The sequence below is a fragment of the Janibacter melonis genome (assembly GCF_020567375.1).
GTDB classification, from domain to species: domain Bacteria; phylum Actinomycetota; class Actinomycetes; order Actinomycetales; family Dermatophilaceae; genus Marihabitans; species Marihabitans melonis.
The window spans coordinates 1,166,279-1,191,419 of the sequence record NZ_JAJBZM010000001.1; the positions used below are offsets into that span (position 1 = coordinate 1,166,279).

Annotated in this window: 27 protein-coding genes; 8 read left to right on the forward strand and 19 right to left on the reverse strand. The window is 71.2% G+C overall.

What is annotated here, in order from left to right:
• Window positions 1–126 precede the first annotated feature (126 nt).
• Window positions 127–1,140, reverse strand: coding sequence for a 4-hydroxy-3-methylbut-2-enyl diphosphate reductase (locus tag LIV55_RS05375; protein ID WP_229299438.1), 1,014 nt, complete (start codon window positions 1,138–1,140; stop codon window positions 127–129).
• 66 nt (window positions 1,141–1,206) lie between these two features.
• On the reverse strand, window positions 1,207–1,713 hold the full coding sequence (locus LIV55_RS05380; protein WP_229299439.1) for a GNAT family N-acetyltransferase: 507 nt from the start codon (window positions 1,711–1,713) through the stop codon (window positions 1,207–1,209).
• An 88-nt stretch (window positions 1,714–1,801) separates the two neighbouring features.
• On the opposite strand from LIV55_RS05380, the gene xseA reads away from it, so the two are divergent.
• Together xseA and LIV55_RS05390 are read left to right on the forward strand one after the other, a co-directional pair.
• Window positions 1,802–3,037: an exodeoxyribonuclease VII large subunit gene (gene xseA, locus LIV55_RS05385; RefSeq protein ID WP_191681724.1), complete on the forward strand. Its 1,236-nt coding sequence runs from the start codon at window positions 1,802–1,804 to the stop codon at window positions 3,035–3,037.
• Between the two features lie 10 nt (window positions 3,038–3,047).
• Complete coding sequence (locus LIV55_RS05390) at window positions 3,048–3,296, forward strand: exodeoxyribonuclease VII small subunit (RefSeq protein WP_229299441.1); 249 nt, start codon at window positions 3,048–3,050, stop codon at window positions 3,294–3,296.
• A gap of 43 nt (window positions 3,297–3,339) precedes the next feature.
• Here the strand turns inward: LIV55_RS05390 and LIV55_RS05395 are convergent, their stop codons facing one another.
• Complete coding sequence (locus LIV55_RS05395; RefSeq protein ID WP_068277231.1) at window positions 3,340–3,900, reverse strand: DUF4245 family protein; 561 nt, start codon at window positions 3,898–3,900, stop codon at window positions 3,340–3,342.
• Between the two features lie 138 nt (window positions 3,901–4,038).
• On the opposite strand from LIV55_RS05395, the gene glpX reads away from it, so the two are divergent.
• Window positions 4,039–5,040, forward strand: coding sequence for a class II fructose-bisphosphatase (gene glpX, locus LIV55_RS05400; protein WP_229299444.1), 1,002 nt, complete (start codon window positions 4,039–4,041; stop codon window positions 5,038–5,040).
• A gap of 5 nt (window positions 5,041–5,045) precedes the next feature.
• Complete coding sequence (locus LIV55_RS05405) at window positions 5,046–5,945, forward strand: carbohydrate kinase family protein (protein WP_229299446.1); 900 nt, start codon at window positions 5,046–5,048, stop codon at window positions 5,943–5,945.
• A 202-nt stretch (window positions 5,946–6,147) separates the two neighbouring features.
• Here LIV55_RS05405 and LIV55_RS05410 read toward each other — a convergent pair whose 3' ends face one another.
• From LIV55_RS05410 to LIV55_RS05425, 4 genes are all read right to left on the reverse strand, one after another.
• On the reverse strand, window positions 6,148–7,125 hold the full coding sequence (locus tag LIV55_RS05410) for a carbohydrate ABC transporter permease (RefSeq protein ID WP_229299448.1): 978 nt from the start codon (window positions 7,123–7,125) through the stop codon (window positions 6,148–6,150).
• On the reverse strand, window positions 7,125–8,165 hold the full coding sequence (locus LIV55_RS05415; protein WP_308012874.1) for a carbohydrate ABC transporter permease: 1,041 nt from the start codon (window positions 8,163–8,165) through the stop codon (window positions 7,125–7,127). Before LIV55_RS05415 ends, LIV55_RS05410 begins: the two co-directional genes overlap by 1 nt.
• Before the next feature lie 83 nt (window positions 8,166–8,248).
• Window positions 8,249–9,616 carry an ABC transporter substrate-binding protein gene (locus LIV55_RS05420; protein WP_123092214.1) on the reverse strand — a complete coding sequence of 456 codons (1,368 nt, stop codon included), beginning with the start codon at window positions 9,614–9,616 and terminating at the stop codon, window positions 8,249–8,251.
• Between the two features lie 253 nt (window positions 9,617–9,869).
• The gene (locus tag LIV55_RS05425; protein ID WP_229299449.1) at window positions 9,870–11,318 is read right to left on the reverse strand and encodes a GH1 family beta-glucosidase; all 1,449 of its coding nucleotides are present in this window, start codon (window positions 11,316–11,318) and stop codon (window positions 9,870–9,872) included.
• A 46-nt stretch (window positions 11,319–11,364) separates the two neighbouring features.
• Between LIV55_RS05425 and LIV55_RS05430 the strand changes: the two genes are divergently transcribed.
• Entirely contained in the window at window positions 11,365–11,892 is a 528-nt protein-coding gene (locus tag LIV55_RS05430) for a beta-class carbonic anhydrase (RefSeq protein WP_068277218.1), read from the forward strand.
• Window positions 11,893–11,925: 33 nt separating this feature from the next.
• Here LIV55_RS05430 and glmM read toward each other — a convergent pair whose 3' ends face one another.
• A complete protein-coding gene (gene glmM, locus LIV55_RS05435; RefSeq protein WP_123092216.1) occupies window positions 11,926–13,275 on the reverse strand; it encodes a phosphoglucosamine mutase in 1,350 nt (449 codons plus the stop codon).
• Between the two features lie 150 nt (window positions 13,276–13,425).
• Between glmM and LIV55_RS05440 the strand changes: the two genes are divergently transcribed.
• Window positions 13,426–14,577, forward strand: coding sequence for a glutamate--cysteine ligase (locus tag LIV55_RS05440; RefSeq protein WP_229299451.1), 1,152 nt, complete (start codon window positions 13,426–13,428; stop codon window positions 14,575–14,577).
• Window positions 14,578–14,615: 38 nt separating this feature from the next.
• Here the strand turns inward: LIV55_RS05440 and truA are convergent, their stop codons facing one another.
• From truA to rplM, 3 genes are read right to left on the reverse strand one after another with little or no spacing between them, the layout of a single operon-like run.
• A complete protein-coding gene (gene truA, locus LIV55_RS05445) occupies window positions 14,616–15,509 on the reverse strand; it encodes a tRNA pseudouridine(38-40) synthase TruA (RefSeq protein ID WP_267492354.1) in 894 nt (297 codons plus the stop codon).
• Window positions 15,510–15,532: 23 nt separating this feature from the next.
• Complete coding sequence (gene rpsI / locus LIV55_RS05450; protein ID WP_068277213.1) at window positions 15,533–16,039, reverse strand: 30S ribosomal protein S9; 507 nt, start codon at window positions 16,037–16,039, stop codon at window positions 15,533–15,535.
• A 33-nt stretch (window positions 16,040–16,072) separates the two neighbouring features.
• Window positions 16,073–16,516 (reverse strand): 50S ribosomal protein L13, encoded by a 444-nt coding sequence (gene rplM, locus LIV55_RS05455; RefSeq protein ID WP_068277211.1) that lies wholly within the window; start codon window positions 16,514–16,516, stop codon window positions 16,073–16,075.
• A gap of 176 nt (window positions 16,517–16,692) precedes the next feature.
• Here rplM and LIV55_RS05460 point away from each other — a divergent pair, with 176 nt between their 5' ends.
• Together LIV55_RS05460 and arr are read left to right on the forward strand one after the other, a co-directional pair.
• Entirely contained in the window at window positions 16,693–17,265 is a 573-nt protein-coding gene (locus LIV55_RS05460; RefSeq protein ID WP_229299452.1) for a winged helix-turn-helix domain-containing protein, read from the forward strand.
• The gene (gene arr, locus LIV55_RS05465) at window positions 17,262–17,681 is read left to right on the forward strand and encodes an NAD(+)--rifampin ADP-ribosyltransferase (protein WP_229299454.1); all 420 of its coding nucleotides are present in this window, start codon (window positions 17,262–17,264) and stop codon (window positions 17,679–17,681) included. Before LIV55_RS05460 ends, arr begins: the two co-directional genes overlap by 4 nt.
• A gap of 73 nt (window positions 17,682–17,754) precedes the next feature.
• Here arr and LIV55_RS05470 read toward each other — a convergent pair whose 3' ends face one another.
• From LIV55_RS05470 to infA, 8 genes are all read right to left on the reverse strand, one after another.
• Entirely contained in the window at window positions 17,755–20,865 is a 3,111-nt protein-coding gene (locus tag LIV55_RS05470) for a pullulanase X25 domain-containing protein (protein WP_229299456.1), read from the reverse strand.
• Between the two features lie 191 nt (window positions 20,866–21,056).
• Window positions 21,057–21,608, reverse strand: a complete 552-nt coding sequence (rplQ, locus tag LIV55_RS05475; RefSeq protein ID WP_229299458.1) for a 50S ribosomal protein L17 — start codon at window positions 21,606–21,608, stop codon at window positions 21,057–21,059.
• Between the two features lie 54 nt (window positions 21,609–21,662).
• Window positions 21,663–22,688, reverse strand: a complete 1,026-nt coding sequence (locus LIV55_RS05480; protein WP_123092223.1) for a DNA-directed RNA polymerase subunit alpha — start codon at window positions 22,686–22,688, stop codon at window positions 21,663–21,665.
• A 168-nt stretch (window positions 22,689–22,856) separates the two neighbouring features.
• The gene (rpsD, locus tag LIV55_RS05485; RefSeq protein WP_123092224.1) at window positions 22,857–23,465 is read right to left on the reverse strand and encodes a 30S ribosomal protein S4; all 609 of its coding nucleotides are present in this window, start codon (window positions 23,463–23,465) and stop codon (window positions 22,857–22,859) included.
• Window positions 23,466–23,491: 26 nt separating this feature from the next.
• A complete protein-coding gene (gene rpsK, locus LIV55_RS05490) occupies window positions 23,492–23,890 on the reverse strand; it encodes a 30S ribosomal protein S11 (protein WP_068277192.1) in 399 nt (132 codons plus the stop codon).
• Complete coding sequence (rpsM, locus tag LIV55_RS05495; RefSeq protein ID WP_068277189.1) at window positions 23,890–24,267, reverse strand: 30S ribosomal protein S13; 378 nt, start codon at window positions 24,265–24,267, stop codon at window positions 23,890–23,892. The genes rpsK and rpsM overlap by 1 nt, the downstream gene beginning before the upstream one ends.
• Before the next feature lie 254 nt (window positions 24,268–24,521).
• Window positions 24,522–24,635 (reverse strand): 50S ribosomal protein L36, encoded by a 114-nt coding sequence (rpmJ, locus tag LIV55_RS05500; RefSeq protein ID WP_006592630.1) that lies wholly within the window; start codon window positions 24,633–24,635, stop codon window positions 24,522–24,524.
• Between the two features lie 82 nt (window positions 24,636–24,717).
• Complete coding sequence (gene infA / locus LIV55_RS05505) at window positions 24,718–24,939, reverse strand: translation initiation factor IF-1 (protein ID WP_007928045.1); 222 nt, start codon at window positions 24,937–24,939, stop codon at window positions 24,718–24,720.
• Window positions 24,940–25,141 lie beyond the last annotated feature (202 nt).

Genomic DNA, 25,141 nt, shown 5'->3' on the forward strand with positions numbered 1-25,141 from the left:
CCGTCGCGTCGAGCACCGAGGGGGACGTTACGCCTGGGAGTCGGCTGAGAGGGGTCGACGACGGGGGGTCAGAATCCGCCCCCTTCGCCCGGGTGTCTGCGCAGGTCAGGCCACTGCCTGAGCAGGTCAGCGCAGCTGACCGGCGTCCTCGAGGGAGCCGGCGTCATGGCGCATCTTGTCGTCCATGCCGGCCGCCTTGAGGTCACGGCGCAGCTCCATCGGCAGGGCGAAGAGCAGGCTCTCCTCCGCGGCGACGACCGGCTCGACGTCGGCGTAGCCGTGCTCGGCGAGCAGTGCGAGGACGTCGCGCACGAGGATCTCGGGCACGGAGGCGCCGGAGGTGACGCCGACGGTGCGCACGCCCTCGAACCACACCGGGTCGATCTCTTCGGCGTAGTCGACGAGGTGCCCGTCACGGGTGCCGTGCTCGAGGGCCACCTCGACGAGACGCACGGAGTTGCTCGAGTTGCGCGAGCCGACGACGATCATGAGGTCGCACTGCGCGGCCATCTGCTTCACGGCGAGCTGGCGGTTCTGGGTGGCGTAGCAGATGTCGTCGCTCGGCGGGTCCTGCAGCGCGGGGAACTTCTCGCGCAGGCGGCGCACCGTCTCCATCGTCTCGTCGACCGAGAGGGTGGTCTGCGAGAGCCAGACGACCTTCTCCGGGTCGCGGACCTCGATCTCGGCGACGTGATCGGGCCCGTCGACGAGGGTGATGTGCTCGGGCGCCTCGCCCGAGGTGCCGATGACCTCCTCGTGGCCCTCGTGGCCGATGAGGAGGATGTCGAAGTCGTCGGCGGCGAAGCGGACGGCCTCGCGGTGGACCTTCGTCACGAGCGGGCAGGTCGCGTCGATCGTCTTCAGCGACAGGGCCTTGGCCTCCTCGTGGACGACCGGGGCGACGCCGTGTGCCGAGAAGACGACGGTCGCACCCTCGGGCACCTCGCCGGTCTCGTCGACGAAGATCGCGCCGCGCTTCTCCAGCGTCGTCACGACGTGCTTGTTGTGCACGATCTCCTTGCGGACGTACACGGGCGGGCCGTAGAGCTCGAGGGCCTTCTCCACCGCGACGACGGCGCGGTCGACGCCGGCGCAGTAGCCACGGGGGGCGGCGAGCAGGACGCGCGGGCTGTCAGACATGTGCTCATCGTAGGCGAGCGCCCTGGGCGGACTCTGTGCGGCGGTGGCCGAGACGGCAAGGGCGCCCTACCGCAGCGCGAGCTTCATCCCCACGTGGCTCGCGGTGAAGCCGAGGCGCTCGTAGAAGCGGCGCGCACCCGTCCGGCTGCTGTCGGAGGTGAGCTGGACGAGCTCGCACCCCTCGGCGCGGGCCCGCTCCAGGGCCCACCGCACGAGCTGCTCCCCCACCCCGGCGCCGCGCATGTCGGCGGCGACGCGGACCCCTTCGAGCTGGCCGCGCAGCGCACCCCGCCGCGACAGCGACGGCAGGACGGAGAGCTGGAGGGTGCCGACGACCTGCCCGTCGAGCTCGGCGACGACGAGCACCTCGCCGGGGTCGCCGGCGATCCGCACGAAGGCGGCGTCGTACGGCGCGAGGTCTGCGGGGTCCTCACGGGACTGCCCCAGCGGGTCGTCGACGAGCATCGCGACGATCGTCGGCACGTCCTCGAGGGCGGCCTCGCGGACGACGACCCCGCCGGCGGGGTCGCGGGGCTGCTCGGTCTGCTCGGGCTGCTCGGGCGAAGGGGTCATGAGCGGCCACCCTGCCACGCCCCCCTTCGCCCGGCCCAGTCGTCCGCCCGCCCGGGCGTCGTCACCGGTGCGACCTACAGTGACCCCCATGAGCGCCCTGCCGGAGAAGGCTGCCGACACGACGGCCGAGCAGCCGTGGCCGGTGCGCGTGCTGTCGATGAAGATCCAGGACTACGTCGAGCGGATGTCGGTCACCTGGGTCGAGGGCCAGGTCGTCCAGCTGACCCGGCGGCCCGGCGCCCGGACCGCCTACCTCACCCTGCGCGACCCGGACGTCGACATGTCGTTGTCGTGCTCCGTGCGCGTCACCGCGCTGGACGCGATGGCGACCCCGCTGAGCCAGGGCGCCCGCGTCGTCGTCCAGGCCAAGCCGAGCTACTGGAGCCAGCGCGGGTCGCTGTCGATGGACGTGCGCCAGATCCGTCCCGTCGGCATCGGCGAGCTGCTCGCCCGCGTCGAGTACCTGCGTCAGCACCTCGCCGCCGAGGGGCTCTTCGACGCCGACCGCAAGCAGCCGTTGCCCTTCCTGCCCCGCCGCGTGGGGCTCGTCTGCGGGCGGGCCAGCGCGGCCGAGCGCGACGTCGTCGAGAACGCCCACCGCCGGTGGCCGGGGCTCGACTTCGAGATCCGGCAGGTGGCGGTGCAGGGCGCGCAGGCCGTGACCGACGTCGTCGAGGCGCTCCGGGCGCTCGACGCGATGCCCGAGGTCGACGTCGTCGTCATCGCTCGGGGCGGCGGGGCGGTCGAGGACCTCCTGCCCTTCAGCAACGAGTCGATGCTGCGCGCGGTGAGCGCGGCCCGCACCCCCGTGGTGAGCGCGATCGGCCATGACGTCGACCGTCCCCTGCTCGACCTCGTCGCCGACGTGCGCGCCTCGACCCCGACCGACGCCGCTTCGCTCGTCTGCCCCGACCACGACGCCGAGCTGCGCACGGTCGCGACCGCCCTGAGCCGGATGCGCGGGCAGGCACGCAGCAGCCTCGACCGCGAGCGCCGTGCGCTCGTGCAGCTGACGTCGCGGCCGGTGCTCGCCGACCGGACCGCGCTCGTGCGGGCCCAGCGCGAGGTCGTCGCGACGCTGCAGCACCGCGCCCGCTCGCGGACGGAGTCGATGCTGCACCGCGAGCGCGACCGCGTGGCCCACCTGCGGGCCCAGGCCCGGGTGCTGTCCCCGCAGTCGACGCTCGACCGGGGGTACGCGATCGTCCAGCACCGCGGCGGCGCGGTCGTCCAGTCGCGCGGAGACGTCGAGGCCGGCGAGCTGCTGCGGGTCACCGTCGGCGACGGCGACTTCGCCGTCGAGGCCGTCGGTGGCGGGTCGTAGGGTGGCCGCCATGAGCCAGGAGCAGACCGAGCCCCGCCCGGTGGCCGAGCTGAGCTACGAGGAGGCCCGCGACGAGCTCGTCGCCCTCGTCGCGACGCTCGAGTCCGGGCGCAGCGGGCTCGAGGAGTCGATGCGGCTGTGGCAGCGCGGCGAGGAGCTCGCCGCGCATTGCACGACGTGGCTCGACCGCGCCGAGCGCAGCCTCGGCGAGGACGGGTCGGACGATGCCGGGTCGGCGCAGGACGCCGAGCAGGACTGAGCGGGTCGCTCGGCCGTCGGGGCGCTCGCGCCCCGCGGGTGGGTCAGCGGTTGACGGGGGCCGCGACGAGGTGGTCGGCGAAGGTCTCGAGCTGCTCGAAGGTCCCCGTGCCGGTGACGAGCGTCGTCAGCTCGCCCGTGCCCTCCTGGCGGTCGACGAGGCTGCGCTGAACCTTGCCCTCGCGGTCGCGCTTGACCCAGGTGGTGCCGTCGTCCGTGGTCACCGTGCCGACCCGGGCGCCGTTGTTGGTCTGGGTGTCGACCCATGAGTCGGTCGCGTCGACGGCCTGCTGAACGGCGACGTACGCGCCGTCCGGCGTCGTCCACGTCGCGCTCCACATCTGCACGTCGTCCTTGCTGCGCACGAAGCGCTGCGAGACCGGCGTCCACCCCTCCGGCAGGTCCTCCGCGTACTCGTACGGGACCCCCGACTGCTGGGCGCGCTGCTCGGCGGCGGCGACGACGTCGACTTGCTCGGCGGTCACCGAGCTCGTGCGGGCGACGGCGAAGAAGATCACCGCGGTGAGCCCGCCGACGACGAGCAGGGAGCGGATGACGTTGGCCACCGACCCCTTCGCGTAGTGGCTGACCGAGCTCTGACTCATGCTCGAGATTGTCGCATCCCGACCTGACCGCGCCGACCACCCGTGGTCGGGTGCACCCCCACCCCCGCGCCCTCGATAGGCTCGGCGCAGGCGCCCCGCGCCCGCACGACGACGCGCCACGACAGTGAGGACCGGCCGATGAGCCCGACGACGACCCCCGACCGCAACCTGGCCCTCGAGCTCGTCCGGGTGACCGAGGCCGCCGCGATGGCCGGAGGCCGCTGGGTCGGCTTCGGCGAGAAGAACCTCGCCGACGGCGCCGCCGTCGAGGCGATGCGCGCGATGATCTCGACCGTGCAGATGCGCGGCACCGTCGTCATCGGCGAGGGCGAGAAGGACGACGCCCCGATGCTCTACAACGGCGAGGAGGTCGGCGACGGCACCGGCCCCGAGTGCGACGTCGCGGTCGACCCGATCGACGGCACGACCCTCACGGCGAAGGGGATGCCCAACGCGGTCTCCGTGCTCGCCGTCGCCGACCGCGGCAGCATGTACGACCCGAGCGCCGTCTTCTACATGGACAAGCTCGTCACCGGCCCCGAGGCCGCCGACGTCGTCGACATCCGCCTGCCCGTCGCGGAGAACGTGCGCCGCGTGGCCAAGGCGAAGGGGTCCGACGTCGAGGACGTCACGGTCGTCATGCTCGACCGCCCCCGCCACGAGGCGCTCGCCCGCGAGGTGCGCGACGCCGGCGCCCGCATCCAGTTCATCTCGGACGGCGACGTCGCGGGGGCGATCACCGCCGCCCGCTCCGACAGCGGCGTCGACCTGCTCCTCGGCATCGGCGGCACCCCCGAGGGCATCATCACGGCCTGCGCCATCAAGTGCCTCGGCGGCATCATCCAGGGCCGTCTCGCGCCGGTCGACGACGAGGAGCGCCAGCGCGCGATCGACGCCGGGCACGACCTCGACGCGGTCCTCACGACCGATGACCTCGTGCGCACCGACAACTGCTTCTTCGTCGCTACCGGCATCACCGACGGCTCGCTGCTGCGCGGGGTGCGCTACCGCGGCGGTGGCGCGGTGACGCACTCGCTCGTCATGCGCAGCCGCTCGGGCACGATCCGCACCATCGAGGGCCACCACCGCCTGACGAAGGTCGAGCAGTACTCCGCTCTCGGCCCGTCCTCGCAGGGCTGAGCGCCGTGCACCGGGTGCTCGTGGTCGGCGAGGCGCTCGTCGACGTCGTCGACCGCGACGGGGCTCGCTCCGAGCACGTCGGCGGCAGCCCGGCCAACGTCGCGATGGGCCTGGCCCGGCTGGGCCACCCGACGGTCCTCGCCGCGTGCGTCGGTGACGACGAGCGCGGCGACGTCGTCGTCGAGCACGTCACCGGGCACGGCGTCGAGCTCAGCCACGGCACCGTGCGGCCCGGGCGCACCTCGACCGCTCAGGCGCTGCTCGCGCCCGACGGCTCGGCGACGTACACCTTCGAGATCGAGTGGGACCCGACGCTCGACGGCCTCGGCGAGGCCGGGCACGTGCACACGGGGTCGCTGGCGACCGTCCTGGAGCCCGGTGCGGTCGACGTCGTCGCGCTCGTGCGGGAGCGGCGCGAGGCCGCGAGCATCTCCTACGACCCGAACATCCGCCCCGCCGTCGTCGGCGAGGGCGACCACCGCATCGGCGTCGAGGAGGTCATCGCCCTCTCCGACGTCGTCAAGGGCAGCGACGAGGACGTCCGCGAGCTCTACGGCGACGTCGACCTCGACGACGTCATGACCCGCTGGCTCGGACTCGGCGCCGGTCTCGTCGTCATCACCCGCGGGGCAGACGGCGTGGTCTGGCGGGCGGCGTCCGGGGCGTCCGGCTCGGCCCCCACCCGAGCGCCCGAGGTGGCCGACACCGTCGGCGCGGGCGACTCCTTCATGGCCGGGCTGCTCTCGGGCCTGCTCGACGCGGGTCTGCTCGGTCCCGCCACCCGCGAGGCCCTGCACGCCGCGGACGAGGCCGCCCTCGCCCCGGCCCTGGACCGGGCGCTGACGACGAGCGCGATCACCGTCGGCCGCCCCGGCGCCTACGCCCCCGACCGCTCCGAGCTCTGACCCCCTTCGCCCCCCTCCCCCCCTTCGCCCACGACCTCACGCGTCACACGTTTCTCGGGTGACCCGATAAACCCCGGCTTCGCATGAGTAAGAAACTCGTGCCGAGCCGGGGTTAGTCATGCTGAGCGGGTCACGGGCGCCCACCGCACGCGAGACGGCCGGCACCCGAAGGGGGTACCGGCCGTCTTCGGTCGAGCCCGGGTCAGCCCTTCGTGCCACCGGCCAGCAGGCCGCGGACGAAGTAGCGCTGGAGGGCGAGGAAGACGATCACCGGCAGCGCCATCGAGATGAACGCCGCGGCCGACAGGAGGTACCAGCGGCCACCGAGGGTGCCCGAGATCTGGTTGAGCTCCATCGTCAGCGGCGCCCGGTCCGGCGAGCCGCCGAGCATCGTGATCGCGACGAGCAGGTCGTTCCAGACCCACAGGAACTGGAAGATGCCGAAGGACGCGAGCGCCGGGGCCATGAGCGGCAGCATGATCTTGAAGAAGATCCGCACGTGCCCGGCGCCGTCGACGCGGGCCGCCTCGATGAGCGAGGCCGGGATGTCCTTCATGAAGTTGTGCAGCAGGTAGACCGCCAGCGGCAGCGCGAAGATCGCGTGCGAGATCCACAGCGCCCAGAAGGACCCGCCCATCGTCCAGCTGCCGATCTTGATCTGCTGGTACATCTGCACCAGCGGCAGCAGGGCGATCTGCAGCGGCACGATCTGCAGCGCGAAGACCGCGACGAAGAGCGCGTTCTTGAAGGGGAAGTCCATCCACGCGAAGGCGTACGCCGCGAGCGAGGCGAGGAGCAGCGGCAGCATGACCGACGGGATCGCGATGACGATGGAGTTGATGACGAAGTCCGTCATCGACACCGGCATCTCCGCGCCGCCGCCGAGGACGTCCTTGTAGTTCTGCAGCGTGAAGCCGCCGTTCCACAGGGCCGACCACCAGCCGGTGCTCTGGATGTCCTCCTGGTTGCGGAAGGAGGTGACGAGCAGGCCCACCGTCGGGGTCGTCCACGCGATGGCGAGGACGACGGCGAAGAAGGAGCCCCACGGCGAGGTGACCGCACGGGCGGCGTTGCCCGCGGCGCCGCCACGCTTGCGCCGACGCGGGCCGGCCGCCTCGGAAGAAGCGTGCTTCGGGTCCGGGGTGTCCGCCGGGTCGATGGCGGGGGTGAGGGTGCTCATCAGGCGTCCTTCCTCATCTGGATGACGTTGAAGATGATGATCGGCATGACGAGCAGGAAGATGACGAGCGCGATGGCCGCGCCGAGACCGGGCTCCTGGGTGACGAAGGAGCGCCGGTAGAACTCGTTGGCGAGCACCGAGTTGCCCTGCGTGCCGCCGTCGGTGGCCTGGACGATGTCGAAGGCCTTGAGCGTCGCGATCGAGATCGTCGTGAGCACGACGACGATCGAGGGGCGGATGCTCGGCAGGGTGATGAAGCGGAAGAGCTTCATGCCCGAGACGCCGTCCATCTTCGCGGCCTCGATGATGTCGTCGGGGATGCCCTTGATGGCCGCCGAGAGGATCGTCATCGCGAAGCCGGCCTGGATCCAGATCATGATGACGATGAGGGCCAGGGTGTTCGTCGGGATCGCCCCGTCGGGAGCCCGCAGGAAGTCGACCATCGGCAGCCCGACGGCGTTGAGGATCGCGTTGATGAGACCGATCTGGGTGTCGCCGCCGCCGTTGTAGCTGTAGACGAACTTCCAGATGAGGGTCGCGCCGACCATGGAGATCGCCATCGGCATGAAGATGAGCGCCTTGGCGACGGCCTCGCCCCTCGCCCGGTCGACGAGCACCGCGTAGAGCAGGCCGAAGGCGGTCGCGACGAGCGGCACGAGGATGACCCAGAGGAAGGTGTTGCGGATGACCTCGGGCAGACCGGGCGTCGTCCACAGCTTGGCGAAGTTCTCGAAGCCGACGAACTCGGGCTTGCTCGAGGTGTACCCGCCGAAGTTGATGTCGAAGAACTTGCCGTTGTAGAAGGACCGGCGGATCGTGAGGATCGCCGGGTAGATCAGGCCGATCGCGATGAAGAGAAGCGTCGGCCCGACGAAGGCGGCGGCCTGGACGCGCTCGCCCACCCGCCCCTTGAAGACCGATGCGAGCAGCAGGATGCCGAGGAAGACGGCACCGAAGACCGCCAGGCCGACGAGCATGGTGACGAACTTGCCGGACGTCTCTCCGGCCGTGGCCGCGGGCAGGATCAGGGCGTGGAGCACGGGCACCTCCTTTGGTGCGGGGATGACGATGCCTCGGCGGGCGGGTGGGCACCCGCCCGCCGAGGCATCAGGGCGACGTCAGATCAGCTGGAGGGCCAGGACTTCTCGATGTTGTCGAGGGTGGTCTTGTCGTCCTGACCGTTGATCCAGTTGGTCATCTCCGACCAGAAGGTGCCGGCACCGACGGCGCTGGGCATCATGTCCGAGCCGTCGAAGCGGAAGACAGCCTTCGGGTCCTGGAGGATCTCCGCGGACTGCTGGTCGAGGGGGCTGACGAGGTTCTTCGGGTCGAGACCCTTGTTGGCGCTGACCCAGCCGCCGCTCGTCGTGGCCTTGGCCTTGGCGTTGGCCCAGTCGGGCGAGGCGAGGAAGGTCTGGAAGGCCTTGACCTCGGGGGCGTCACGGAAGGCGGCGACGAACTCGCCACCACCGAGGACCGGCTTCTCCTCGCCGTTGCTCGGCAGGTAGAAGGCCCACACGTCGCCGTCCTCGGCCACCTTCGTGCCCTTGGGCCAGTTGGCGGCGTAGAAGGACGCCTGACGGTGCATGTAGCACTTGTTCTTCAGGATCGGCTGGCCGCCGTCCTGGAAGGTCGTCGTGGCGATCGACTTCACGTCGCCGAAGCCGCCGTTGACGTACTTGCTCTCCTTGAGGATCTTCGCGTCCGCGGCGAGGGCCTCGGCGACCTTCGGGTCGTTGAAGGGGATCTCGTGCGCGACCCACTTGTCGTAGGTCTCGGAGTCCGCCGTGCGCAGGAGGGTGTCCTCGAGCCAGTCCGTGCCCGGCCAGCCAGTGGCGGTGCCCGAGCCGAAGCCGGCGCACCAGGGCTTGGCGCTGGAGTCGTCGGCCGCGATCTTCTCGGTGAGGGTCATGAGGTCGTCCCAGGTCTCGGGGACCTCGTAGCCCTTGTCGGTGAAGGTCTTCGGGGAGTACCAGACGTAGCTCTTGACGTTGGCTCCGAGCGGGGCGGCGAAGAAGGTGTCGCCGACCGTGCCGTACTTCTTCCAGTCCTCGCCGAAGTGCTCGTCGACCATCTTCGCGGTCGACTCGGGGGCGGGGACCATCTTGCCGGTGTCGGCCATCGTCGCGAGCAGGCCCGGCTGCGGGATGAAGGCGATGTCAGGCAGGTTGCCGCTCTGGGCGCGCTGCGGGAGGTTCTTCTCGAAGTCCTTGTCACCCTCGTACTTGATGGTGATGCCGGTGCACTCCTCGAACTCCTTGTAGGACTCCTTGTGCGGGGCGTCCTCGGGGGTGACGATCGAGGTGTAGATGGAGACGGTCTTGCCCTGGAGCTCGGACTTCATGTCGCACCACTTGGAGTAGTCCGTGGTGTCCATGGCGGCGCCGCTCTCCTCCGTGGAGGACGACCCGCCGCAGGCTGCGAGGCCGACGACCGCGAGCGCGGCGATGCCGACCGAGGCGCGCGCCCGGCGCGAGGTGTTGAAGGACATGTGGATCCCTTTGCTCTTCGTCGCACCGACGGACCTCGACGGCGCCACCGACCACAGGTGGTCGAGCGGTCCACGCGGCGAGCCGACTCCCCCGCAGACCTGCGGTGACAGTGAACCGCTCACCGCAGGAGGTGCGCCACGGAATCGCCCCAACTCAGCCGTAACGATCCGGTAACCCGGTCGACGCACGAAGGGGGGACGAGCCCACGCGAGAGGGCCCGGCGGCCGTGGCCGCCGGGCCCTCCTCACCTCCTCAGCGCCGGTCGCGGTGCGACCTCGCGAGGTCCCGCAGCCACAGCGCCGAGTCCTTCGGCGTGCGCTCCTGGGTCTCGAAGTCGACGTGGACGACCCCGAAGCGGCGGTCGTAGCCGAAGGCCCACTCGAAGTTGTCGAGCAGCGACCAGGCGAAGTAGGCCCGCACGTCGACCCCGTCGTCGATCGCGTCCGCGACGGCGCTGACGTGCCCCGAGTAGTAGCTCGTGCGGTCGAGGTCGTGGACGGCACGGCCGCCGTCCTCGTCGGTGCTCACCTCGTCCTCGTAGGCGGCGCCGTTCTCCGTGATGATCAGCGGCAGACCGGGGAAGTCGTCGCGCAGGCGGCGCAGCATGCCCGACAGCGCCGACGGCTCGACGAGCCACCCCATCCGGGTGCGCTCCCCCTCGGGCTCGACGAAGTCGACGCCGGTCGCCCCGACCCACGGGGTCGCGGAGCCCTCGCCGTGGCCGCCGCTGCTGCTCGGCTCCTCGCCCTCGGCGAGACCGCGCACGATCGTCGGCGTGTAGTAGTTGATGCCGAGCGCGCTCACCGGCACGTGCGCGAGCGCCTCGTCTCCGTCGCGCACGAAGGACCAGTCGGTGACGTGGGCGGTGTCCTCGAAGAGGTCCTGCGGGTAGGCGCCGCGCAGCATCGGCCCGGTGAAGATCCGGTTGCCGACGGCGTCGAGCCGGCGGGCGGCGTCGACGTCGGCCGCGCTGCTCGGGTCGGCCGGGCGGATCGCGTGGTGGTTGAGGGTGACCATGACCGACGCGTCGTCGCCGAGCTCGGCGCGGATCGCCCGGGCGGCGAGGCCGTGGCCGAGGTTGAGGTGGTGGGCGGCGGCGAGCGCGGCGGCCGGCTCCGTGCGACCCGGCGCGTGCACGCCGGAGGCGTAGCCGAGGAAGGCCGACACCCACGGCTCGTTGAGGGTCGTCCACGTGCCGACGAGGTCGCCGAGCTCGCGGGCCAGCACCCCGGCGTACTCGGCGAAGCGCTCGGCGGTCTCGCGCACCGGCCAGCCGCCCGCGTCCTCGAGCGGCTGCGGCAGGTCCCAGTGGTAGAGCGTGACGACGGTGTCGACGTCGCGCTCGCGCAGACCGGTGAGCACCCGCTTGTAGAAGTCGAGCCCCTCCTGGCTGACCGCTCCCGAGCCGGTCGGCACGACCCTCGGCCAGGCGACGGAGAGGCGGTAGGCGTCGAGACCGAGGTCGGCGACGAGCTCGACGTCGCTCTCCCACCGGTGGTAGTGGTCGCACGCGACGTCGCCGGTGTCGCCGCCCATGATCATGCCCGGGGTGTGGCTGAAGGTGTCCCAGATGGAGGGGCCACGTCCCCCTTCGTCCACCGCCCCCTCGATCTGGTACGACGCGGTCGCGGCTCCCAGTCGGAAGCCGGCGGGCAGCCGGGCGGCGAGATCGGCGGGCGGGATGACGGGGTATCGCTCCATGGGGCCATCCTGCCGGTCGTAGGCTGGTGCCGTGACGCAAGAGAGCATGAGCACCAGCCCTGTCGACCTCGGCGCGACCGACCACGCCTTCGACGACCTCCTCCAGGCCAACCGCGACTTCGCCGAGGACTTCGCCCTCGCCGGCTTCGACGGCGTGGCCCGGGCCGGCGTCGCCGTGGTCACGTGCATGGACAGCCGCATCGACCCCCTGGGGATGCTCGGCCTGTCCCCCGGCGACGCGAAGATCTTCCGCAACCCCGGCGGGCGGGTCACCGCCGCCGCGCTCGAGGCGATCGTCCTCGCCGTGCACCTGCTCGGGGTCGAGCGCGTCCTCGTCGTGCCGCACACGCGGTGCGCGGTCGCCTCCTCGACGGAGGAGCAGCTGCGCGAGGCCGTCGCCGCCTCGGCCGGCATGGACGCGTCGTGGCAGGCCTTCAACGTCGTCACCGACCAGGTGCAGACGCTGCGCCAGGACGTCGCCGCGGTGCGCGCGCACCCCCTCGTCGCCGGGCGCGTGCGCGTCGGCGGCTTCATCTACGACGTCGACAGCGGGCTGCTGCAGCAGCACGTCTGACCGGGCCCGGGGCAGCCGCCCCGACCCCCAGGGTCAGAGCGCGAGGCGCTCCCGCACGACCCCGGCGAGCGCCTCGCCGACCTGCTGCGCGTGCTCCTGCGTCGGGGCCTCGACCATGACGCGCACGAGCGGCTCGGTGCCGGACTTGCGCATGAGGACACGACCCGAGCCGGCGAGGCCCGCCTCGTGCTCCTGCACCGCGCTGCGCACGCCCTCGTCGGTGTCGACGCGGGACTTGTCGACGCCCCCGACGTTGATGAGCACCTGGGGCAGCCGGGTCATGACGGAGGCCAGCTCGGCGAGCGGGCGCCCGGTCGCGGCCACCTGCGCGGCGATCATCAGACCGGTGAGCACGCCGTCGCCGGTCGTGCCGTGGTCGAGCATGATGACGTGCCCGGACTGCTCGCCGCCGAGCGAGTAGCTGCCGCGGCGCATCTCCTCGAGGACGTAGCGGTCGCCGACGCCGGTCTGCTTCACGGCGATGCCGGCCTCGCGCATGGCGTTGAGCAGACCGAGGTTGCTCATGACGGTCGCGACGAGCGTGTCGTCGGCGAGCCGGCCGCGCTCCTTGAGCGCGATCGCGAGCACCGCCATGATCTGGTCGCCGTCGACGACCTGACCCGTCGCGTCGACCGCGAGGCAGCGGTCGGCGTCGCCGTCGTGGGCGATGCCGAGATCGGCGCCGTGGGTGACGACGGCCTCCTGCAGCTGCTCGAGGTGGGTCGAGCCGTAGCCGTCGTTGATGTTGAGCCCGTCCGGGCTGGCGCCGATGACGTGCACCGTCGCGCCGGCGAGGCGGAAGACCTCGGGCGAGACCTCGCTCGCCGCCCCGTGCGCCGCGTCGAGGACGACCGTGAGGCCCTCGAGCGAGCCGGGGACCGCGAGGAGGAGGTGGCGGATGTAGCGCGCCCCGCCGTCGGCCATGACCTGGACGCGGCCGACCTCGGCGCCGGTCGGGCGCAGCGGCTCCTGGCCCATGCGGGCCTCGATCTCGTCCTCGACGGCGTCGGGCAGCTTGTGCCCGCCCCGGGCGAAGAACTTGATGCCGTTGTCGGGCATCGCGTTGTGCGACGCCGAGAGCATGACCCCGAAGTCGGCGTCGGTGTCGGCGGTGAGGTAGGCGATCGCCGGGGTCGGCAGGACGCCCGCGTCGTAGACGTCAACGCCGGCCGAGGCGAGCCCGGCGACGACGGCGGCGGAGAGGAACTCACCGGAGGCCCGCGGGTCGCGGCCGACGACGGCGCGGGGGCGGTGCCCGTGCTCGTGGTCGCGCCGTCGCAGGACGACGGCCGCGGCCTGTGCGAGGGAGAGGGCGAAGTCCGCGGTGATGACGTCGCCGTTGGCGAGCCCGCGCACGCCGTCAGTGCCGAAGATTCGTGCCATGTCGCTCTCGGTGCCTTCCAGTTGGGGATCGGCCCCCCGGCAGGCAGCCGGCGTGAGGACCTTGCGGCTCGCAGCACGATACCCGCGACCTAGGCTGGAGTCCTCCGCGACCCACGGCAGGTGGGCCGACGAGCAGGAAGGGCTCCGCCCGTGATCGACTTCCGCCCCTCCGCGGGCCCGACGCTCGGCGTCGAGTGGGAGCTGGCCCTCGTCGACGGCGACACCCTCGACCTCGTGCCGCGCGCCGACGACGTCGTCGCCGGCGTGGCCGAGGCCCTCGACGACGAGCACGTCTCCGCCCGCGTCCACCGCGAGCTGCTGAGCAACACCGTCGAGATCGTCACCGGCATCTGCGACGACGTGCCGCAGGTGAGCGCCGACCTCGACTCCTCGCTGCGCGCGCTGCGCCAGGTCACCGACCCGCTCGGTCTCGAGCTCATGTGCGCCGGCACCCACCCCTTCGCCCAGTGGCAGAGCCAGCAGGTGAGCGAGGGCGAGCGCTACGCCACCCTCATCGACCGCACGCGGTGGTGGGGCCGCCAGATGGTCATCTACGGCGTCCACGTCCACGTCGGCATCACCGACGCCGCGAAGGTGCTGCCCATCCTCAACGGCATGCTCACCTACGCCCCGCACCTCCAGGCGCTCTCGGCGTCCTCGCCCTTCTGGGCCGGCGAGGAGACCGGGTACGCGAGCAACCGCGCCCAGATGTTCCAGCAGCTGCCGACCGCCGGGCTGCCCTTCCAGTTCGACACGTGGCCGGAGTACGAGCGCTACGTCGACGACCTCATGGTCACCGGGGTCATCGACGAGCTCAAGGAGATCCGCTGGGACATCCGCCCGGCGCCCCACCTCGGCACGCTCGAGATCCGCGTCTGCGACGGCATCCCGACGCTGCGCGAGCTCGCCGCGATCACCGCGCTCGTCCAGTGCCTCGTCGTGTGGCTCGACGACCGGCTCACCGACGGTGGCACCCTGCGCACGCTGCCGCCGTGGCACGTCCAGGAGAACAAGTGGCGCACCGCGCGCTACGGCATGGACTCGATCATCATCTGCGACGACCGCAACCGCGAGCGGCTCGTCACCGAGGACCTCGCCGACCTGCTCGAGCGCCTCGCCCCGGTCGCCCGCCGCCTCGGCTGCGAGACCGAGCTCGCCGACGTCGAGCAGATCACCCGCACCGGCGCGAGCTACCAGCGCCAGCTGCGCGTCGCGCAGGAGGAGGGCACCCTCGTCGGGGTCGCCCGCTCCCTCGTCGACGAGCTGCGCACCGGGCAGCCGGATCGACCCGGCCTCGCCTGACCGAGGGCGAAGGGGGACGCGGGCCGACGGGAGACCCGTCAGTCCCGGCGGGCGCGGGCCTCACGGGCGCGCGCGGCCAGCCGGTCGTCGTCGGGATAGCTGACCTCGACCAGGCTGAGCCCGTGCGCGGGCATGACCTTGACACGGGGGTCCCGCACCCCGGCGGTGAGCACCTCGAGGGGCCACCCGGTCCCCTGCCGGCCCTGACCGACGGGCACGACCGCGCCGACGAGCGCACGGACCATCGAGTGGCAGAAGGCGTCGGCGACGACGCGGCCCTCGACGAGCCCGTCCTCGGTGCGGCGCCACGAGTGCTCGAGGAGCGTGCGGGTCGTCGTCGCGCCCTCGCGCCGCTTGCAGAAGGCGGCGAAGTCGCGCAGCCCGAGCATCGCCGTGGCCGCCTCGTCCATCGCCGCGACGTCGAGCGGCTCGCGCAGGGCGACGACGTCGTGACGCCGCAGCGGGTCGCGCCGGCCCGGGTCGTCGCCGATGAGGTAGCGGTAGCGCCGCTGCAGGGCGGAGAAGCGCGCGTCGAAGCCCTCGGGGGCCCGGGTCACGGCGTGCAGCGCGACGTCCGGGGGCAGCACCCCGCGCAGCCGGGCGAGCAGGGCCTCCTGCGGGCTGCGCTCGCGACGGCCGCGTGCGGCCTCGAGCGCCTCCTGCGGCAGGTCGACGTGGCAGACCTGCCCCGCGGCGTGCACCCCGGCGTCGGTGCGCCCCGCGACGACGACGCGGACCCCCGAGGTGCGGCAGATCGTCTCGAGCGCGCTCGTCAGCTCGCCCTCGACGGTGCGCAGGCCCGGCTGAGCAGCCCACCCCGCGAATCCCCCGCCGTCGTAGGCGAGGTCGAGGCGCAGGCGCACGACGAAGGGCCCCACCGCGTGGTGGGGCCCTTCGCCGTCGGCGGGTCGGGTCGAGGAGGGCAGAGCCATCTGACGAGACCGCGCCAGCGCGATCAGCGCTTCGAGTACTGCGGCGCCTTGCGCGCCTTCTTCAGACCAGCCTTCTTGCGCTCCGGGACGCGGGCGTCACGGGTGAGGAAGCCGGCCTTCTTCAGGGTGTCGCGGTTGAGCTCGGGGTCCACGCCGTTGAGGCTGCGGGCGACGCCGAGGCGGACCGCGCCGGCCTGGCCGGAGGGGCCACCGCCGTGCACGCGGACGAGCACGTCGTAGGCGCCGTCGAGCTCGAGCACCGTGAAGGGCTCGGCGACGATCTGCTGGTGGACCTTGTTCGGGAAGTACTCCTCGAGCGTGCGCCCGTTGATCTTCCACTCGCCGGTGCCGGGGACGATCCGCACGCGGGCGATGGCCTGCTTGCGGCGGCCGGTGCCGGCGCCGGGGGCCGAGGCCGAGGGACGACGAGCCGGCTCGGCGTCGCCGACGGGGCCGTCGGACTCGGAGGTGTAGGAGGTGAGCTCGACGTCGTCGCCGAGCTGCTCGGTGGTGTCGGTGGTGTCAGCCACGTGTCAGTCCTTCGTCGTGATTCTGCGCGCGGCTTACTGCGCGACCTGGGAGATCGTGTAGGGGGTCGGCTGCTGGGCGCCGTGGGGGTGCTCCGCACCGGCGTAGACCTTGAGCTTGCTCAGCTGCTGGCGGCCGAGGGAGTTGCGGGGCAGCATGCCGCGGATCGCCTTCTCGACGGCGCGCTCCGGGTTCTTCTCGAGCAGCTCGGTGTAGGAGGTCGAGCTCAGACCACCCGGGTAGCCCGAGTGGCGGTAGGCGCGCTTCTGCTCGGCCTTGGAGCCGGTGAGCGCGACCTTGTCGGCGTTGATGATGATGACGAAGTCGCCGGTGTCGACGTGCGGGGCGAAGGTCGTCTTGTGCTTGCCGCGCAGGAGGATCGCGGTCTGGCTCGCGAGACGGCCGAGGACGACGTCAGTGGCGTCGATGACGTGCCACTGACGGGTGATGTCGCCCGCCTTGGGGGTGTAGGTACGCACAGGTGCAGCCTTTGTGTCGTGTCGTTCGGGGTACCCGACAATTCTACGGGCGGGCCGCACACCGCCCGAAATCGCGGGCGCACCCCCTGGAGCCCTACGGGCGAGCGGGATCCGGCGGACTCCGCCCGGCGCGACGCGCTTGCCCCGCCGCGGATCGCACACTTATTGTGCGATCCATGAGCACCCCGGGCACCCCCGACGGCTGGCGCCTGCTGGCCCACCCGCTGCGCACCCGCATCCTCGCGCACCTGCGGCTGCACGGCGGCTCGACCTCGGCGGAGCTGGCCCGCGCCCTCGGCACGAACTCGGGTGCGACGAGCTACCACCTGCGCACCCTCGCCGAGGGCGGGCTCGTGGAGGACACCGGTCTGGGCAACGCCAAGACCCGGGTCTGGGCCCTGCCCGACGAGGACGACGACGACGTCGTCGTCACCCGTGTCGGCACGGACGACGACGACCCGCTGAGCGCGCAGGACGAGGCCTGGCTGGCGCACGACCACGTCGAGCACCTCGCCGCACGCGCCCACGCCTGGGTCGACGCCGCGCCGACGTGGCCCCTCGTGTGGCAGGAGGAGGCCGGCCTGCACGACCAGGCCGTGCTCGTCGACGAGGAGCAGCTCGTCGCGCTGCGCACCGAGATCATGCGCACCCTCGAGCGCTACCGGCGGATCGGCGCGGGCACCCCGGGCGCGAAGCGCGTCGCCGTCACCCTCGCGGTGCACCCCGTCGACCGGACCCCGCGGTCATGACCGGCGAGCCGCTCCTCGACGAGGGACCCTTCTTCCACGGCACGCGGGCCCCCCTTCGCCCCGGTGACCACCTCGTCGCCGGACGCCCCTCGAACTACCGGGCCGGCCTGACGATGCGCCACGTATACATCACCTCGCTCGTCGACGGGGCCGCTCTGGCCGCCGAGCTCGCCGTGCTGCTCGGGCCGGAGGGCAGCGAGCCGCACGTCTACCGCGTCGAGCCCACCGGTCCCTACGTCGACGACCCGAACGTCACCGACAAGAAGTTCCCCGGCAACCCCACGCGCTCCTACCGCACGAGCGCCCCGGTCCTCGTCGTCGAGGAGGTCACGGGGTGGGCCCGGCTCACGCCGGAGGCCCTCGACCTCTGGCGCGAGCGTCTGGCGGCGCTGAGCCAGGCCGAGATCATCAACTGATCCGGCCGGGTCGACGAAGGACCGTCACCTCGAGGTGACGGTCCTTCGTCGAACCATGCGAAGGGGGCGCCCCCTAGCTGCTCGTCGCCTGGCCGACGTGCGTGGCCGAGTCGTAGGAGAAGACGGTCTTCGCGCCGTCGGCCGGCACGGTGACGGTGATGTTGCCGCCCGTCGGCGACCCGCCGGCCCCGTAGCTCGTCGTCCACGACAGGTCGTGGGCAATCTTGAAGCTCCACGTACCCGCGGGGATCTTCGTCGTCGCCCACGTGTACGTGCCGTCGCCGTCCTTGTCCTGCAGCCACGGGCGCATGCACGCCGGCGACCAGTCGGCCGCGCAGCCGAGCTCGGACTGGTAGTCACCGGGCGCCGTGACGACCGGACCGTCCTCGGACGTCGTCGCCCAGTGCGTCGTCGGGTCGTAGTAGAAGCTCACGGGGCCGTCGGTCTCGTAGGAGATGTTCGCGCCGTCGCGCTCCCCCTTCTCGCCGTAGTTCTCGGTCCACGTCCGGTCGAGCGCGGCCTTGAAGGCGTAGGGCCCGGCGGGGAGGGTGTAGCTGCCCTTCCAGATCGAGTCCTGCGGGTCCAGCGTCAGCTGCGCCTGGTCGCACCACGGCTCCCAGTCGGCGGCGCAGCCCATCTCCGAGTTGTGGGTGCCCGCGACGGCGACAGCACCGGGCTGGGTGGCCGGCGGGTCGCCGATCTCGGCCTCGGGCGCCGGTCCGGTGGCGGAGACGACGCTGGCCCAGTCGCTGTCGGCGGAGACCCGGCCGGCGGCGTCCTCGACGACGACGCGGTACTCGAGCATCGTCCCGAGCGCCATGCCCTCGACGTCGTGGAAGACGCGGTAGGGCGCGTTGTCGTCGGTACCGACGGTGCGCCAGGTCTTCGTGCCGACCGGGCGGTAGAGGACGGTGGCCTGGGCGAAGGTCCCCGAGGTGACGTCGGCGGAGATCTCCGCGCGCCCGCCGACGGCGTGGTCGGTGCCGGCGCTCAGCTCGACCGTCGGCGCCGCGGTGCCGGTCGAGATCGTCCGGTTGGCCTTCCACACGCGCACCGACAGCGGCGGCACGGTGACGCTCACACGGCCGTCGGCGCCGGGGCGCACCGACGGGGCGCCCGGCGTCACCGGGGTGAAGAGCGCGCCGTCGTAGCGACCCTTGCCGGCGCGGGCCGACCCCTTCGTCCACGTCGCGAAGCTCGCGGTCTGCGTCGTCGTCGAGTTGTTCGCCGCGACGACGTACTCGACCTTCTTCGACGCGTCGAGACGGGACACGGCGAAGATGCCGGCGTCGTCGGAGGCGTACCGCGCGACCTGCGCCCCGTCGGCGAGCGCGAGGTGCTTCGCGCGCATCCGGGAGAGCTCGGCGACGTGGCGGTAGAGCGGGTGGGTGCGCGAGTAGCGGTCGCGCGATCCCTCCGGCCCGGCGAGGACGTCCTCGGCGTTGTAGATCGAGGTCTTGCTGGCGAACATGTCCTGGCGCGCGAGCTGGTCGCCGCCGGTGCCGATGAAGCCCTGCTCGTCGCCGTAGTACGTCACCGGGTTGCCGCGGGTGGTGAACATCAGGCTCTGCGCGAGGCGCACGCGGGCGAGGTGCTGCTTCTCGTCAGTGCTCGAGTCCTTCAAGAACATCGAGGCGCGGCCCATGTCGTGGTTCCCGAGGAAGGTCGGCAGCTGGTAGGCGTTGCTGTCCGCGTCGGTGTACCAGTCGTCCTTGGCGAAGAAGTCGGCGAGCGTCGCGGCCGACTTCCCCTTCGCGAAGTCGACGCCCTGCTGCTGGAAGCCGAAGTCGAGGGTGGCCTGGAGCTTGCCGCGGGTCGTGTACTCCGACATCACCGCGGGGTTGCCGTCGTAGACCTCGCCGAAGGCGAAGAAGTCGTCGTTCTTCTTCTGCGCGTGGGTGAGCAGGTCGGGCATGAACTGCTGCCAGAACTCGAGGTTGACGTGCTTGACGGTGTCGATCCGGAAGCCGTCGATGCCGAAGTCGGCCCACTGCTTGTAGATCTCGCCCATGCCCTCGACGACCTCGGGGCGCTCGGTGAAGAGGTCGTCGAGACCGATGAAGTCGCCGTACGTCGAGCTCTCGCCGGCGAAGGTCGAGTCACCGCGGTTGTGGTACATCAGCGGGTCGTTGAGCCACGCCGGGACCTTGACGTCCTTCTCCGCGGGACGCACGAAGGGGGTGTACGGGAAGGACGTGCGGTCCATCGCCGGCCACTGCGAGGCGGGCTTGCCGACGAAGTCGCGGTCGTCGAAGGCCGTGCCGCTCGTGTCGGTGTACGGCGAGGACTTCTTGCTCTTGTACGTGTACGCGCCCTCCTCGTAGTCGATGACGTCCGCGGTGTGGTTGGTGATGATGTCGAAGAACACCTTCATCCCCTTCTTGTGCGCGGCGTCGATGAGGGTCTTCATCTCGGCGTTCGTGCCCAGGTGCGGGTCGATCTGGGTGAAGTCGGTGATCCAGTACCCGTGGTAGCCCGCGCTCTCCTCACCGGCCTTGCCCTGCACCGGCTTGTTCTTGAAGCTCGGGGTGAGCCAGATCGCCGTCGTGCCCATGCCCTTGATGTAGTCGAGCTTGCCGGTGAGGCCCTTGAGGTCGCCCCCGTGGTAGAAGGCCTTGTCGCTGGGGTCGTACCCGGTGCTCAGGCGCCCGCCGGTGAGCCCCCCGCGGTCGTTGGCGGTGCTGCCGTTGGCGAAGCGGTCGGCCATGACGAAGTAGAAGCGCTCGCGCCCGAGCGGCCCGCGCAGCGAGTCGGCGGCGGCCTTCTTGTCCGCGCTGCTCGTCGCCCCGGCGAGACCGAGCGGCGTCATCGTCGTGACGTGGCTCGTCTCGTCGTAGCTCACGCGCAGCCGGGCCGGCCCCTCGAGCACGAGCGGCACGTTCGAGCCGTCCTTGACGCCCCCGGCGCCGTAGTTCTCGGTCCACCCGTCGTCGATGGCGACCTTGTACTCGTAGCTGCCGGCGGGCAGCGAGATCGTCGCCGACCACGACTTCCCGGAGGCGTCCTGGACGAGGTGGGCCTTCGCGCACGCGGGGTCCCAGTCGGCGGCGCAGCCGAGCTCGTCCTGCAACGAGCCGACGAGGGTGACGCTGCTCGGCTCGGCGGCGCTGGCGGGTGCGGACAGGGCGAAGGGGGCGGCCGCGAGGGCGATCGCGAGGGCTGCGGCGTGGGGGCGTCGGACCATGGGGTGCTCCTTGCGGGTCGCCCTCGCCGTCGAGGGCAGTCGGGCGGAGCGTAGGCCCGCCGTGACCTGCGGCGACAGGTGATCGCGGACTTCTTGGACAACCCTTTACCGAGCAGCCCTCCCGGGCACGACGAAGGGGTGAGCCCCCGCTGCTGCGGGAGGCTCACCCCTTCGTCAGGTGAGGGCCTGGGTCAGGCCTTCGCGCCCTCGGTCGAGTCCGTCGACTCGGTGGCCTCGGTCGAGTCCGTGGCCTCGGCCGCGGGGGCCTCGGTCTCGGTCGTCTCGTCCGTGGTCTCCGGCGCGTCCTGCGCCTCCTCGTCCTTGGCCGAGCGCGCGGTGGCGGCCTCGGCCTCGGCGACGACGGCGCGCTTGGGCTTGGCGGAGACGGGCTCGCGCACGAGCTCGATGACGCACATGGGGGCGTTGTCGCCCTTGCGCGGCGCGATCTTCGTGATGCGGGTGTAGCCGCCCTCGCGGTCGGTCATGTCGGGCGCGATCTCGGTGAAGAGACGGTGCACGACACCCTTGTCCTTGACGACCGTCATGACCTTGCGACGGGCGTGCAGGTCACCGCGCTTGGCGAAGGTGACGAGACGCTCGGCGAGCGGGCGCAGACGCTTGGCCTTGGCCTGCGTCGTCGTGATCTGGTCGTGCTCGAAGAGCGACTGGGCCAGGTTGCCGAGCATGAGGCGCTCGTGCGCCGGGCCGCCACCCAGACGACGTCCCTTGGTGGGGGTGGGCATGGTGATTCTCCTTGAGTTGCAAGCCGACCCGGACGGGTCAGGCCGTCGGGTGGGTCAGAGCTGCTCGTCCTCGACGAAGGACTGGTCGTCCTCGTAGTCCTCGTCGCCGTAGCTGTCGACGATCTGGCTCGGGTCGAAGCCGGGAGGGCTGTCCTTGAGGGCCATGCCCATGCCGTGCAGCTTGGCCTTGACCTCGTCGATCGACTTCGCGCCGAAGTTGCGGATGTCGAGCAGGTCGGCCTCGCTGCGACCGACGAGCTCGCCGACGGTGTGGATGCCCTCGCGCTTGAGGCAGTTGTAGGACCGGACGGTGAGGTCGAGGTCCTCGATCGGCAGCGCCATGTCCGCGGCGAGCGCGGCGTCGGTCGGCGACGGGCCCATGTCGATGCCCTCGGCCTCGACGTTGAGCTCACGGGCCAGGCCGAAGAGCTCGACGAGCGTCTTGCCGGCGGAGGCCATGGCGTCGGCCGGGGTCATCGAGCTCTTCGTCTCGACGTCGACGACGAGACGGTCGAAGTCGGTGCGCTGCTCGACACGGGTCGCCTCGACCTTGTAGGTCACGGCGAGGACCGGGCTGTAGATGGAGTCGACCGGGATGCGGCCGATCTCCTGCTCGCCGGACTTGTTCTGCTGGGCCGAGACGTAGCCGCGGCCGCGCTCGACGGTGAGCTCCATCTCGACGGAGCCCTTGTCGTTGAGCGTCGCGATGTGCAGGTCCGGGTTGTGGACCTCGACGCCGGCCGGCGGGTTGATGTCCGCGGCGGTGACGGGGCCGGAGCCGGTCTTGCGCAGGTACATGACGACCGGCTCGTCGTTCTCCGAGGAGACGACGAGGCTCTTGAGGTTGAGGATGATCTCGGTGACGTCCTCCTTGACCCCCGGGATCGTGGAGAACTCGTGGAGCACGCCGTCGATCCGGATGGAGGTGAGGGAGGCACCCGGGATGCTGCTCAGCAGGGTGCGACGCAGGGAGTTGCCCAGCGTGTAGCCGAAGCCCGGCTCGAGGGGCTCGATGACGAACCGCGAGCGGTTGTCGGCGACGACGTCCTCGCTGAGGGTGGGGCGCTGTGCGATGAGCACGGTTGTTCCTTCCCACGGGCGACCGCTATATGACGCCTCGTGATGCTGCCGGTGCGACCCGGCTGGTCGTCGCGCATCGGTCCGCGACGACGACCCTGGTGGTCCTCGGACCGGGGGCTCCCCCTTCGCCTCAGGGACGAAGGGGGAGCCACCCGGCAGATCCGAGGATCAGTTCTTCGAGTAGAGCTCGACGATCAGCTGCTCGGTGAGCGGGGTGTCGATCTGCTCACGGGTCGGCAGCTGGTGCACGAGGATCTTCAGGCTGCCCGGGACGACGTGGAGCCACGCCGGGACGGGACGCTCGCCGAAGGTCTCACGCGCGAGCTGGAAGGGGAAGGTCTCGACGGACTGCTTGCGCACCGTGACGATGTCGTACTGCTCGACGCGGTGGCTGGGGACGTCGGTCCGCACGCCGTTGATCTCGAAGTGACCGTGGGTCACGAGCTGACGCGCGTGACGACGGGTCCGGGCGAGACCGGCGCGGTAGATGACGTTGTCGAGACGCGACTCGAGGATGATGAGCAGGTTCGAGCCGGTCTTGCCGGGGCGGTTGGCCGCCTCCTTGTAGTACCGGACGAACTGCTTCTCCATGACGCCGTAGGTGAAGCGGGCGCGCTGCTTCTCCTGGAGCTGGGTGAGGTACTCCTTCTCCTGGATCCGGCGACGGCCGTGCTGGCCGGGCGGGAAGGGACGGAGCTCGAAGTTCTTGTCGCCGCCGACGAGGTCGAGCTTGAGGCGACGGGACTTCTTGGTGATGGGGCCGGTGTAACGAGCCATGGTCTATATCTCCTAGGTTCCCGTGCTCAGACGCGACGGCGCTTGGGCGGACGGACCCCGTTGTGCGGGCTGGGCGTGACGTCGCTGATCGCGCCGACCTCGAGGCCGGCAGCGGTCAGGGAGCGGATCGCGGTTTCACGACCGGAGCCCGGGCCCTTGACGAAGACGTCGACCTTGCGCATGCCGTGCTCCATGGCGCGACGCGCGGCGGCCTCGGCGGCCATCTGCGCGGCGTAGGGGGTCGACTTGCGCGAGCCCTTGAAGCCCACCTGGCCGGCGGAGGCCCAGGAGATCACCGCACCGGTCGGGTCGGTGATGGAGATGATCGTGTTGTTGAACGTGCTCTTGATGTGGGCCTGGCCCACGGCGACGTTCTTCTTGACCTTGCGACGCACCTTGGCGCCGGAACGGGTCTTGGGGGGCATTACTTACCAACCTTCTTCTTGCCGGCGACGGTGCGCTTCGGGCCCTTGCGGGTGCGCGCGTTGGTCTTGGTGCGCTGACCGCGCACGGGCAGACCGCGACGGTGACGCAGACCCTCGTAGGTGCCGATCTCGACCTTGCGGCGGATGTCGGCGGCGACCTCGCGGCGGAGGTCACCCTCGAGCTGGCAGTTGGCCTCGAGCCAGTCGCGCAGGGCGACGAGCTGGGTGTCGTCGAGGTCCTTGACGCGGGTGCTCGGGTCGACGCCGGTGGCGGCGAGGGCCTTCTGCGAGGTCGTGCGACCGACGCCGAAGATGTAGGTCAGTGCGACCTCGGCGCGCTTCTCGCGCGGGAGGTCCACTCCAACAAGACGTGCCATCTTGTGGTGTTTCCTTGTCTGTGCATCCGGAGGTCGTGGTGCAGCACCGGTCCGAGGAGATCTCCCCGCACCTGGGCGGGGTCCTGCGGTCCTCGGCCTCCGGGCCGAGGGTGACGTCCTGCGCGGCGCGACTGCGCCGCCAGATCCGGCCGCGGGGCGGCCTTCTTCAGGGGTCGGGTGCTGCGTGCGGTGTGTACGTGTCGTGAAGCTCTATGACGTGGTGCTGGGCCCGTGCGGGCCCGGGTGGGTCGCGATCAGCCCTGGCGCTGCTTGTGGCGCAGGTTCTCGCAGATCACCATGACCCGACCGTTGCGGCGGATCACCTTGCACTTGTCACAGATCTTCTTGACGCTCGGCTGAACCTTCACTGCCAACTCGTCCTTGGTCGATCTGTCCCGAGCCCCAGATGGGAGCCGGGTCGTACATGCGTCGTGTCGGGTGGCCCGACCGTCAGCGGTAGCGGAAGACGATGCGGCCGCGGGTCAGGTCGTACGGGCTGAGCTCGACGACAACCTTGTCCTCGGGGAGGATCCGGATGTAGTGCTGACGCATCTTGCCCGAGATGTGGGCGAGAACCTTGTGACCGTTCGTCAGCTCGACCCGGAACATCGCGTTCGGGAGTGCTTCGACGATCGTGCCCTCGACCTCGATGACACCGTCCTTCTTGGCCATATCCTCTCAATCCGTGTGATTGGGGCCCTCTGGATGAGGACGCCCGGGGACGCCCCGCGCGCGCAGCACGCACACGAGAGCGACGCCCCATCCTACGGGACCGGGTGAGGACCCACGAAATCGGGTGAGCGTCAGCGGCGGGGCGCCCACCTCACGAGATGGTGACGATCCTCTCGAGCCCCCGGGGCTCGGCTTGCCCCGC